The organism is Rhodococcus sp. NPDC076796 (assembly GCF_040702765.1).
In the GTDB taxonomy this organism is placed as follows: domain Bacteria; phylum Actinomycetota; class Actinomycetes; order Mycobacteriales; family Mycobacteriaceae; genus Rhodococcoides.
The window spans coordinates 174,403-186,284 of record NZ_JBFBMS010000005.1 but is presented as its reverse complement, the minus strand read 5'-3'; the positions used below and the strand labels follow the sequence as shown (position 1 = coordinate 186,284).

Sequence of the window (11,882 nt, the reverse complement as noted above, 5' to 3'; positions counted from 1 at the left end):
CCTGCAGCGCAACGCTGCAGGGCCTTTCGGCTGCTACACCCTGACGATTCGGCCCAGCCTTCCCAGGACCGCCTGCATCTCGGTGTGTTCCGAGCGCGCCGCCCATGGCCGTTGCCTGTTCCTTCCCCGCATCTGCATCGCAGCCCCGGTCACGAGGTCACCGTTGGGGGCGAAATGCACGCGAACTATCTCGTTGAGTGAGCGCCCCAGCCCGAAACCCGGTACGCCACTGCAGAACCCATAGGGAAACAGCGGTGCATCGGGTTCGTTGTACTTACCACCGACGAACACCGGGCCGCCGGTACGGAAGTCGCGGCACTGCGCGATGAAGCCGTGGAACGCACGACCCTTCTCGCGTCCGTAGTAGGCGATACCCACCCGCCCGGATCCGGTCGCGGTGATCGCGCCGAAGCGGGCGTCGCGCACTCCTGGCGCCGACACCACCACCGGCCTCGACCAACTCACCGCACCGTCCGAGGACCAGGCGGCATGCAGCAACCCGTCGCGGTCCGGCCACACCGCGTACACGTTTCCGTCGTCGTCGACGGCCATCGACTCCGGCAGCAGGTAACGCGAACCGAGCAGCAGGAAATGCAGTGCATTGTGATACTTCGCCAGCGCAGACCCCGGGACCATCCGAACGTCCCACGTCAGGCCTTCGTCGCGACTGACCGCCACCGCGAACCGTCGACCGTAACGGCCACCGATGTAGACCGTGCCGTCCGGACCGACGACACCTTTGCCGAACGCAACGTACTCCCGACTCGGCAACCCGGGGATGTTCTTCGAATCGATGTCGAAACCACCGGCCACCTCCCACTTCACACCGCCGTCGAAGGACCGCCAGATGACCTGGCGGGTGACGTTGATCAGGGGCCGCACCCGTACCGCGAACGGCGTGGGCGCGGAGAGGTACGTAACCCTTCCCGCTCGTGAATTGCTCGGTCCGGCAAATACTTTGGCGTCCATCCTGGCTTTCGATGCCACTTTTCGAGTGCGCCAGGTTTCGCCCCGATCGTCACTGACTCCGAGGGTGAAGCCCGTTCGCAGCGGGTGGGGCGGCACCGCGTCGAATCGTCCGGCATGCAGAAACAGTCGCTCGTCGACGTCGTCGAAGTACAGATAGGGTCGATTCCGACTCTGTTGAACTCCCTCAGGAACCGATGCGCGCCATGACTTTCCGAAGTCGGACGAGCGTAGTACGCCGATACCGTCGACGGTGAACGCGGGCGCGACGAAGACGGTATTGTCCGACGCGACCCCGAGGGTGCAGGCCGCGGAGCCGTACTCGGTGTAGGAGATGTCGGTGACGAAGTCGGCCGAGGCGGCGGCGTTGGTCGAGGAACGCAGTCCTGCCCGATAGCCCGAGGCAACTCTGGGCGTCACGACACCCGCCATGAGGTGCCGCGGCGTCGCGGCCACAGTGCTGGTCGATGCATTGGATCAGGCTAGCGCCGATGCTGCCGGTAGACCTCCAGGCAACCGAAGAAGTCCTCGGCCCGTCCTGGTGACAGTTCACAGAACAGAACCGGTCAGTACGTAAAATCCCGGTTCCCATCGGGACGCCTAGGCTCGTCGTGTGCCCCGCGCTCGAGCCGAACACAGCCGCCCCGGATGGACGCGCCTGCATCCGGCCGACGCGCGCGCGTACTGGATGGCGTCCAAGATCCCGAGCGACCAATTTCTGCTGTACTGCTTCGACAGTGGATCCGATGACCTCGACTCCGTGGTGGCACGACTGTACGAGCGCAGCGGCCGCATCGAGGTTCTGCGGCGACGTATCACCGATGTCGCCTGCGGACTCGACTATCCCCGCTGGACCGAGGCGGGTCCGCGCTCCGACGCGATCTCCGTCCACCGGACGACGAGCACCTGGTCCGAATGCCTCGATGCGATCGCTGCATCGTTCACCCGTCAGGTCGACCCCCGACTGTCCGTGTGGCACCTGCATCTCTATCCGAACATCACCGACGCACCCGGCGGCACGGCCCTCGTTGCCGTACTGCAGCTTTCGCACGCAGCAGCCGACGGAACTCTGTCCGCCCGCACTGCCCGCGACCTGTTCGGCACGCATCCCCTCCCACCGGCCTCCGCCTGCACGGAGCCTCCCGCGGTGTTCGAGGCGGCATCCACAATCGTTGCCGCTGCGACTGTCCCGCTTCGACTGGCACAGATGGTTCGCGGCGGCGTCCGTGCCCGACACGACGCGCTGAGCCTCGGACGAGGCACCGACTCGGGTGAGATTCCCCCGCCCGCACACTCGCGCGCTCTGACCGCCCTCGACGTGCCGCCCACCGGCCGGACGTCCGTGCGGACCATCGTGCTTCCGAAATCCGACCTGCGGTCCGGCGGTACCACCATCACCACCTTCGTACTGACTGCAATATCCGTTGCACTGCAACGACTTCTCGGCGATGGTCCTGATCTCGCCGCCGAGGTCACGCTGGCGAGGGACGCACGAGCCGACGCTCGAAACAATTTCGGCAACGTCGGCGTCGGACTGTTTCCCGCCGAACCGGACATCCGCACTCGCAGTCGACTCGTCTCGGCCGAGCTGGCTGCGCGCCGTGCCCGCGCGAATCATCCACTCTCGGAGGCCGCCCGCGCATCACAGGACGCCGTCGAAGCACACGTGCCTGCATTTCTCGCCGAATGGGGCGTCGCGCAGTTCGATCCGACTGCAGCCCCTCCGACGGTCACCGGGAACACCGTCGTGTCCAGCGTCTCGCGCGGCGCCGCAGACCTCACGCTCGGCGGCGGCTCCGTCCGATTCACCGCAGGTTTCCCGGCCCTGTCCCCCGCCATGAGCCTGACCCACGGAGTCCACGGCATCGGCGATACCGTCACCGTCGGCATCACGTCCAACAGCGCGGCCGTGCCCGACCCGGATCTGTACGAGGCACTGCTTCGCGACGCCCTCGACGACGTACGCCACGCTCTGGCTTGACTGGGACCGAACTGCCAGACAGTTCTCAGCATTTGTCGGGCATCGGGCTCAGGTTCCCCCACCAGACTGACAGTCATGAGCCAGGAAAAGGTCACCGTACTCGCCGTCGGAGGTACCGGAGAATCACATCCGTCCGACCACCGGACGCGGGTGACCGGCCTGCTGGCCTGCGTCGTCGGCGAGCTCGACGACCGCTTCGCCGGCCGATGGGTCGGCTATCCGGCGTCGTACGGTCCGGTCGCGCTCGGCGGACTGTGCTTCCGGCACAGCGCAGATCTCGGTGTCCGACGCCTACGCCGCGCCATCGAGGGCACCACCGGACCGATCGCGCTGATCGGATACTCCCAGGGAGCGACGGTGGTGCGAGAGGTCCTCGGTCTCGTCCACGACGGGACGATCGACGGCAGCCGCATCGTTGCCGCCGGTCTGATATCGGATCCGCAGCAGCCGGTAGGTGCCATCGACGGATGCACCGGACGTGGCGTCGCCGGTGCAGGTCCGGCTCTGCCCGAGTCGATTCCGGTCCAGTGGATCGGCCTCGCCTCGGACATGATCTGCAATGCCAGCGACGACAGCCTCATCCGCGACGTTGCCGACCTGACCCGATGGATGTCGTTTCGTACCCCGAAGACCTGGTTGCGCGAGCTGTGGAACCTACTGCGCAGCAACAGCTTCCAGAATGCGACCCGAACCCGCCTTCGACCCTCGCAGTGGGCGAAGGATGTTCGACGCCTCCGCACCGCGGCCGCCGAACTGGGCGGCTATCTGCCGCAGTCGATGCGCTGGCGGCGATTCGAGTGGTCGAATCCAGGCGGTGGCCGGCACATCGCGTACGCGCGGGAAGATTACGCAGGTGGCCTCACGGGCTGCCAGGTTCTCGCCCGTTGGCTCGGTGAGCAGGCGGATCGGCGGGAGAACCGACTCAGCCCTTCTCGGCCACAGTCGCGAGTTGCCTGAGCCCCTTCTCGAAATCCGGTCCGACGAACTTGTCCATCGAGAGAACTTTTCCGATCAGAGCGAACAGCTTGTTCTGCTTTCCCGACATTCGCCAGGTCACTCGGGTTCCGTCGGCGACAGGCTCGAGCAGGAACGTCGTGACGTTCCGATTCTTGAACGGCTTGGTGAACGCGAGGTCGAGCACGATTCGTCGTTCGGGAATCGACTCGGTGATGGTCATCGTCCCCGCGCCGGCCTTGCGGTTACCCGACCACGCGTACGAGGCACCCACTCCGGCGTCGGGACCGGTGTAGGTGCGCTTCAGGTCGGGGTCGACTCCCTCGTAGGGCGACCACTTCACCCACTGATGGAAGTCGTCGATCAGAGCGTGCACGGTTGCGGCGTCGGCCCGAACCACGGCCGAGCGTTCGACGAGGACGGGCGCGGGTTCGCCGGCCATTGCGAAATCAGTCCCTCTTGCAGAGGCAGAAGATGTGCCCGGCCGGATCGCGGAACACCCAGAACGAGGGTTGCGCGTGGTCGATGAGTTCGGCCCCGGCGTCGACGACGAAGTCCCTTGTCTGTTCCATGTCGTCGACCACCAGGTCGAGGTGGATCTTGATGCCCTCGTTCGGCCAGTCGATGGGGGTGAAGTCCGGTGCCTTCTGGAAGGCGAGCCGCAGTTCGCCCGGACCGTGAACCACCACCCAGTCCCCGTCGTCGCTAACCTGCTCCCATCCGAGGATCGTGCTGTAGAAACGGCCGAGCGCGGCGGGATCTGGGCAGTCGAGGACGGTGTAGTCGACGGTGATGGTCGGTCGGGTCATGGCGGTCAGACTAGCGGTCAGCCACCGACAGCAGGGGCAATAGTCTCGAACCACGCATCGTGCAGGTGCTGCTCCCAGTGGTTCCACCAGTGCACACCGGTACCGGTGATCTTGACGTTGGGTCGACCGCCTACGGCCTGCAGCAACGGAACGAATGCGCGACTGCTCATGCCGGCGGCCGTCTCGAGCGGCACCATCTGCGCGAACCTGACGGGGTCGAAGCTGCTGCTGGCCGGGTTGAACACAGGGTCCGTAGCCGGTGAGCCGCTCCCCGAGGAGACGAAGACTGCCGTGTTGCGCAGCGCACCGACATTGAGGGACGGATCGTTACGGATCCAGTCCGCAGACGGCCAGGTGCCCCACATGTTGCGAGCGTTGCCGCCCATCTCGCCGACGGCGACGGCGATGCCCTGCGCGAATCCGGGGCTGCTGGCGGTCGGGTAGCCGCTGAACGACGCGACGGCCTTGTAGAAGTCGGGGTGATGCGCAGCCAGGTTCAGAGCCGAGGTTCCGCTCATGGACAGTCCGGCCACCGCGTTGTTGACGTTGTCGCTACCGAAGCGATCTGCCATGAACGGAGGCAGCTCCTGGGTGAGGAAGGTTTCCCACTTCACGCGTCCGAGCTTGGGGTCGTCCCGCTGCCAGTCGGAGTAGAAGGTGCCGCCGCCGCCGAACGGGATGGCCACGTTGACGTGCTTGTCGGCGAAGAAGCTCTCGACGTCGGTCTCGATGAGCCAGCCGTTGTCGTTCTCGGGCGCGCGCAGGCCGTCGAGCAGATACAGGGTGGGTGCGGGGCCGCCGCCGGCAGCCTTGAGCACCTTGACCGGAATGTTCTTGTCCATCGACGGCGAGTAGACGTAGACGAGCTCGGAGTCGGCCTTCGCCACACCGGTCCCCATCAGCACCGTTGCCATCGTGGCGACCAATACCGCCACTACAGCGAGCACCAGACTTCGTATCCGACCATGCAGCATGAAGATTGTCCCCTTGTTCGTATCCAGCCGACCGTCTCGGGGAGGGTAACAGCCCGGTCACGGCAGCGCCTCTTCTAGCGCAGCGGGTTGTCGACGATCCACCACGCCGCGTACGGCGGCAACCACACCGAACCGGTGTCGTCGACCTGCAGATCGTGCTGCGAGAGAACCTCGACCGGGGCCGGAATCCCGAGTTCGATCAGCTGCGCGTGCGGGAACGACCGATGTTCGGCGGTGACGTTGTAGAGGGCGACCAGAGTGCCGCTCGGATGCCGCCTGCGCACCACGAGCAGACCGTCGTCCGACTCGCTCTGCACATCCACCGGCGCCTCGGCGTGCAACATCGGAAGTCCGGCGCGCACCTTCGCGATCCGAGCGATACCGTCGAACACCCGTTGCGCGTCGCTTCCCTGCCGGAATCGGCCGGCGCGATCGGCGTCGGTCACACGCGGCCGATGCACCCACCGGTTGTCCTCGGCATGAGCTGGTTCGTCGGCCCAGTTCGGATCTCCCGGGGAGCCGAGCTCGTCGCCGCTCCACACGACCGGAATTCCGCCCCAGCCGGCAATGATCGCGTGCGCCAAAAAGATTCGCCCGAACGCGCCGTCGGAATCCAGGCGGGATGTGCCCAGACCGGTCAGCGCGGCTGCGGTTCCGCTGATCCGACGATCGCCGGTGTCCGGGTTGAACTGGAACACCAGGCCTTCGGCCCATGAGCCGTCGAATTCGCCCGAGTACCAGTCGGCCAGAAAGTGGCGATGCCCTGCGCCCGAGAGTCCGAGGGACGACGCGTCGCCGTCGTCGATGGCCCAGCCGATGTCGTCGTGGCAACGAACGTAGGTCACCCAGGTGCCGCTCGGCGGTGTCGGGGGCAACGACGCCAGTGCATGCCGCGCCAAAGCCGTACTGCCCGTTGCCAACATCGACCACACCTGCACCATCAGCGAGTTGTGGTACGCAATGTCCGAGACCCGTCCGGTGTGCCGCCCCTGACCCAGGTACGGCAGCAGATCGCGGGGCCCGACGATCGCCTCGGCCTTGAACAGCGTGGCCGGAGCCGCGAGTCGCGCGGTGGCGCGCAGGGCCTGGGTGACCGCATGCACCTCGGGTTGATTCTGGCAGTTGGTTCCCAGCCGCTTCCACAGAAACGCGATCGCATCGAGGCGCAGCACTTCCACCCCGAGGTTGGCCAGGTGCAGCACGATGCTCGCGAACTCCTGCAGCACAGCAGGATTGGCCCAGTTCAGATCCCACTGCCATTCGTTGAACGTCGTCCACACCCACTCGCCGAGGGTGTCGTCGAAGGTGAAGCTGCCGGGCGCGAAGTCCGGAAACACCTCGGGGAGAGTGTGCTCGTACGAGTCCGGGGTGGTGCGATCGGGATAGCTCAGGAAGTAGTCTCGATACGCCGGATCACCTGCACGTGCCTTCTCGGCCCATTCGTGCTCGCGCGCAACGTGATTGAGTACCAGATCGACCACGAGACTGATGCCGCGTCCACGCAGCGTCTCCGCGAGCGCCTGCAAGTCCTCGTTGGTGCCGAGGTCCTCTCGCACCGCACGGTAATCCATCACCGCGTATCCGCCGTCGTTGTCGCCGGGCCGCGGCTGCAGCAGCGGCATCAGGTGCAGGTAGGTGACACCCAGATCGGTCAGATGATCGAGCCGCTCGCCTACCCCACGCAGCGTCTGACCGTACCGATCGACGTAACAGGCATAGCCGAACATGTCCGGCTGCTGAAACCAATCCGGTTCGAGCAGACGACGCTGATCGAGCCGGTGCAGATCCTCGGGGCGGGCGGCGTAGGCGCGCGCGGCGATCTCCACCAGGGTGGCCGCCACGGCGTCGGGATCGGGGTAGACGGCCGTGACCGCGTCGTGCAGATCGGGAAACCACTGCTCGAGACGTAACTCGAACGTCTCGCGTCGGTGGGCGGGAAGCTCGGCGAGAATCTCGCGGGTGACGTCGGAGACGGCGGGCTGAACCATGGACTCATTCTGGCATCGACCCCTGCGTGCGGGCGCGCATACATCCGGTTACCGCGGGGTATCAGAGCGGCATGTCATTGCTGACCCGCACACTGGACACGATCCTCGACAGAGCAGTCGTTCCCGGATACTCCCGCATCGGTGCCACGGTGCGTCGGCGATTTTGGGCCGCGGATCCGACACCGTTCCCCTCCCCCATCGACATGGTGGTGACCGGCGCGTCGTCCGGGTTGGGCGCAGCCACCGCGAAAGAACTGGCCAGGTTGGGGGCACGGGTGCACCTGGTCGGCAGGTCGGCCGATCGGCTGGAGTCCGCGGCCGCCGCCATCCGAGCCGAGGTGCCCGACGCCTCCCTCGTGGTACGTGAGTGCGATATCAGCAATCTCGACTCCGTGGCCGAATTGATCGCGGCTCTGGCGTCCGAGCTCACCGCGGTGCACGCTCTCGTGCACTGCGCCGGGGTCATGCCGGACGGACGGCAGCTGTCCACGCAGGGACACGAATCCGCTTTCGCCACCCACGTTCTCGGGCCGGTCGCGTTGACGGTCGGTCTGCGGGAGCTGTTCGACGCCGGATCGCGGGTCGTGTTCGTCTCGAGCGGCGGCATGTATGCGGTGCCGCTGCAGACGTCCGACTTCGAGTACGAGAACGGCAAGTACTCCGGTATGACGGCCTACGCCCGAACCAAGCGCATGCAGGTGGTGGTGACCGAGCAACTGGCCGAACGCTTCTCGCTCGAAGACGATCCGGTCGTCCACAGCATGCACCCCGGTTGGGCGGCGACGCCCGGAGTCACCGGCTCGATGCCCCTGTTCGGTTCGGTTATGAAGCCGATTCTGCGCACCGCACACGACGGGGCCGACACCATCGTCTGGCTCGTCGCATCAGACCAGGCATTGACCAGTACCGGCACGTTCTGGCACGACAGGGCTCCGCGTCCGACGCACTACCCGTCGTGGCGGGGCGATTCACCACGCGTGCGAGATGCATTGTGGGCGAGTGTGGTCGAGGCGACGGGGATCGAGATCTGACGGCGTCACTACCCCCGTGCGGGCCGTTTCAGCCCACCGACCGAATTCCGCACGAGCATCAGCAGGGTCAAACCGGTGCCGAAGCCCATTATGCACAGAATGACACCCACACCAGACTGCCCGGTGATATCGGTACTCGCTTCTATGCAGAACGCCGTCGAGAACCCTGCCGTCGTACCCAACGCAGCGACGTGTCCCCCGGTCTTCGCCCATCGCGACAGGTGCGCGGCCAGCAGGCACAGCAACACGACCGTCGCGCCGCACGCGGCGACTTGCCAGGACGCGAACTCGTTCGGTGCCGGGAGCCCGGGTCCGCGGAACTCGCCCCGGTAGTCGGCAGACCAGCTCAGCCACCCCACACACGCGGCGAAACCCGAAGCGGCAGCCATCGATCCGGTGGCCCACAAGCCGAACGGGCCGGTGCCCGTTCTTTCTCGACGCTTCGAGAACACGGCCCAGAGAACAAGGGCCCAGAAGGTCGACGGCACGCCGACAAAAACGAAGACTATCCAGAGAAACTGTGACCAGGAAAAGTCGACTGCCATCTCTCGACGCTATAGGACAAGAAGCATGTGGCCGAGATGCTTTCGCGTATCGAGCACATCGGCCCTCGATACGGGACGACGATCGCAGATGCACACGTCGGAACCGTCCTGGTCCTACGGTTGTGTTCGCAGACTGCCGTTGTGCAGCACGGTCACCAGCAGACTCGGAAGGCCGTTGACCGACAAGAGAACCGCCACCACGATCCCCATGGCCAGCCACGGCTCGGTCAGCCAGAAATAGTTGCCGAGCTGTAGCGCACCGAAAATACTCAGTATCCATCCCGCGGTCTGGGCACGTCGGGCGCGTCGGGCAGGTCTGACCGGATACGAGCCGTTCACAGTGGGCAACGTACGGCCGAAGTTCTCACGAGCTGCAATTCGAGCGGCCACGATGTGGAACAGAACAGCGAACGTGAGGGCACATACTGCAAGCGACATGTGTCCGTCTCCCTTCCGATTCCCGTCAGCGCAGTCTCGCAGGCCGAGCAGCAGTACGCCAGGGGCCAGGTGCAGACTTCGGTCGTCTTGCCGAGGGCCTCGTCGGAGGCCTGCAGAGCCGAAGCGTAGACGAGTGCAGGCTTCTCCAGAGCTGCTCGAATTCGATGTTGCGGTGGAGTGCCGACGCTGCCACGCTGTCGATGTGCGGATCGCTCTCATCGCCGATATTCACGGCAACATCGCGGCACTCGACGCCGTCCTCGACGACCTCGAACGCCATCGCGTCGACTCTGTGGTCAATCTCGGCGATCTATTGTCCGGCGGCCTGCATCCGCGGCGAACTGCGGATCGACTGATGGCGTTGGACTTCCCCACTATTGCCGGAAATCACGATCGCTATCTGCTCGAGCAACATCCCGATTCCATGGGTAGTTGGGATCGGCATGCCCATGATCGACTCGACGACAGGCATCGACGGTGGCTGGGCTCGCTGCCGTTCTCACTCGAGCTGGATGGCGGAATCCTCGCAGTGCACGGAACACCCACCGATGATCAGCAATACTTCCTGCACTCGGTGGACCCCGACGGCTCTCAAGAGGCAACCGAGGCCGAAATTCTCGCCCGAGCAGCAGATTTCACCGACAGAGCTGTCATCGCCTGCGGGCACACCCACTTGCAGCGACAGTGGACTCTCCCCAGCGGCACACTCGTGGTCAATCCGGGGAGCGTCGGCGCGCCCGCGTACGACGACGATCAGCCATACCCGCACGTCATGGAATCCGGGTCTCCACATGCGCGGTACGCGATACTCGACGACCACGATCGAGACAGCTGGACGGTCTCGTTCGAGCTGGTCGAGTACGACCACGTCGGTGCCGCCGCCGATGCCCGTGCGCACGGGATGAACGACATCGCCGACGCCCTTCTCACCGGTTATGTCGGCCCTGGGCCTCACTTCCCGTCAGACTGATCGCGTGAAGATCACCGATGCCCAGCGCCGACACCGGCTCGTCGCGCAGCACTTCGCCCGCGCGTCGACCACCGAAGCTGTGGTGTCGTCACTGCTCGCATTGCATGCCACCGACCCGGCGACGGTGTACCTCTCGGTGTTGGCACGTGCTCGATCGCTGGGACTGCCCGACATTCGTGATGCGATGTACGAACGCAGGAGCCTGGTCCGTCTGATGGCGATGCGGCGCACCATGTTCGTCGTAGCACACGGCGACGTCCCAATGATTCATGCTGCCGCGAGTCTCGGGGTTGCGCGCACCATGCGGGCACGGTTGGTCAAGCAAGTCTCGACGCTGCCCACCGAACCGGTGATCGCCGACGTCGAATCCTGGCTCGCTGCAACCGAAGCCGAAACAGAATCGGCGTTGCGATCGATGGGGACCGCGACCGGAGCCGAGCTCTCCGCCGCCGTGCCCGGCCTCAAGACTGCGCTGCTGCCGACTACCGACAAGGTGTACGACGTCAAGCGGTACGTCACCTCGGAGGTACTGGTGATGATGGCCGCCGAGGGCAGATTGGTGCGCGTCGAACCGCGGGGCGCGTGGACATCTCGGCGGCATGCGTGGGCACCGATCGATCACTGGTGGCCGGACGGGATTGCCGTCTTGGACGAGACCGAGGCCAGGGCGGACTTGGCTCGACGCTGGCTCGAGGTGTTCGGACCTGCGACCCTCGACGACCTGCAGTGGTGGACGGGCTGGAACAAGACGCAGACTCGCGGAGCAGTCTCGGGCCTGGACACAGTAGCTGTCGAACTGGCCGAGGGCGATGGAATCATGTTGCCCGGCACTACCTTCGACAAACCTGCCGGCACGAGCATTATGCTGCTGCCTGCACTCGATCCCACGCCGATGGGATGGAAACACCGCGCCTGGTACCTGGGTGAGCACAAGGCTCCGCTGTTCGACACCTTCGGCAACATCGGCCCAACCATCTGGTCCGGAGGCCGCATCGTCGGCGGTTGGGCGGTAACCGGTTCCGGAGAAGTGGTGACCGAATTCCTGGAGGACGTCGGATCGACGGTGTCGAAAGTCGTTGCAGCCGAGGCCGAACGAATCACCACCCTGCTCGACGGCACCCCGGTGGTCCCGTCCTTCCCGACGCCGATGGAGAAGAAGTTGCGGGGGAAGAAGTAGCCGACATTTGCCTACGAATTATTCATCTGCCCACCGTCACAGGTGGACA

Annotated in this window: 12 protein-coding genes; 5 read left to right on the top strand and 7 right to left on the bottom strand. The window is 65.4% G+C overall.

Annotated elements, in window-relative coordinates; genetic code table 11:
- Positions 1-33 precede the first annotated feature (33 nt).
- Entirely contained in the window at positions 34-1,386 is a 1,353-nt protein-coding gene (locus tag AB0366_RS17900; protein WP_147458392.1) for a sialidase family protein, read from the bottom strand.
- Between the two features lie 193 nt (positions 1,387-1,579).
- On the opposite strand from AB0366_RS17900, the gene AB0366_RS17895 reads away from it, so the two are divergent.
- Together AB0366_RS17895 and AB0366_RS17890 are read left to right on the top strand one after the other, a co-directional pair.
- Positions 1,580-2,947 (top strand): WS/DGAT domain-containing protein, encoded by a 1,368-nt coding sequence (locus AB0366_RS17895; protein ID WP_366245070.1) that lies wholly within the window; start codon positions 1,580-1,582, stop codon positions 2,945-2,947.
- A gap of 75 nt (positions 2,948-3,022) precedes the next feature.
- Entirely contained in the window at positions 3,023-3,904 is an 882-nt protein-coding gene (locus AB0366_RS17890) for a PE-PPE domain-containing protein (protein ID WP_366245069.1), read from the top strand.
- On the opposite strand, the gene AB0366_RS17885 is transcribed toward AB0366_RS17890, so the two are convergent.
- The 4 genes from AB0366_RS17885 to AB0366_RS17870 form a co-directional block, all read right to left on the bottom strand.
- The gene (locus AB0366_RS17885) at positions 3,870-4,343 is read right to left on the bottom strand and encodes an SRPBCC family protein (protein WP_366245068.1); all 474 of its coding nucleotides are present in this window, start codon (positions 4,341-4,343) and stop codon (positions 3,870-3,872) included. The two genes, AB0366_RS17890 and AB0366_RS17885, sit on opposite strands and share 35 nt — an antisense overlap.
- 7 nt (positions 4,344-4,350) lie before the next feature.
- Entirely contained in the window at positions 4,351-4,710 is a 360-nt protein-coding gene (locus AB0366_RS17880; RefSeq protein WP_366245067.1) for a VOC family protein, read from the bottom strand.
- A gap of 17 nt (positions 4,711-4,727) precedes the next feature.
- Positions 4,728-5,684: an alpha/beta hydrolase family protein gene (locus tag AB0366_RS17875; RefSeq protein WP_094641227.1), complete on the bottom strand. Its 957-nt coding sequence runs from the start codon at positions 5,682-5,684 to the stop codon at positions 4,728-4,730.
- Between the two features lie 74 nt (positions 5,685-5,758).
- Positions 5,759-7,672: an alpha-amylase family protein gene (locus tag AB0366_RS17870; protein ID WP_366245066.1), complete on the bottom strand. Its 1,914-nt coding sequence runs from the start codon at positions 7,670-7,672 to the stop codon at positions 5,759-5,761.
- Positions 7,673-7,743: 71 nt separating this feature from the next.
- On the opposite strand from AB0366_RS17870, the gene AB0366_RS17865 reads away from it, so the two are divergent.
- Positions 7,744-8,703, top strand: a complete 960-nt coding sequence (locus AB0366_RS17865) for an SDR family NAD(P)-dependent oxidoreductase (protein WP_366245065.1) — start codon at positions 7,744-7,746, stop codon at positions 8,701-8,703.
- Between the two features lie 8 nt (positions 8,704-8,711).
- On the opposite strand, the gene AB0366_RS17860 is transcribed toward AB0366_RS17865, so the two are convergent.
- Both AB0366_RS17860 and AB0366_RS17855 read right to left on the bottom strand, forming a co-directional pair.
- Entirely contained in the window at positions 8,712-9,248 is a 537-nt protein-coding gene (locus AB0366_RS17860; RefSeq protein WP_366245064.1) for a hypothetical protein, read from the bottom strand.
- 114 nt (positions 9,249-9,362) lie between these two features.
- A complete protein-coding gene (locus AB0366_RS17855; RefSeq protein WP_366245063.1) occupies positions 9,363-9,686 on the bottom strand; it encodes a hypothetical protein in 324 nt (107 codons plus the stop codon).
- Positions 9,687-9,819: 133 nt separating this feature from the next.
- Here AB0366_RS17855 and AB0366_RS17850 point away from each other — a divergent pair, with 133 nt between their 5' ends.
- On the top strand, positions 9,820-10,656 hold the full coding sequence (locus AB0366_RS17850) for a metallophosphoesterase family protein (protein WP_366245062.1): 837 nt from the start codon (positions 9,820-9,822) through the stop codon (positions 10,654-10,656).
- 4 nt (positions 10,657-10,660) lie between these two features.
- Complete coding sequence (locus tag AB0366_RS17845; RefSeq protein WP_366245061.1) at positions 10,661-11,833, top strand: winged helix DNA-binding domain-containing protein; 1,173 nt, start codon at positions 10,661-10,663, stop codon at positions 11,831-11,833.
- Positions 11,834-11,882: the final 49 nt, after the last annotated feature.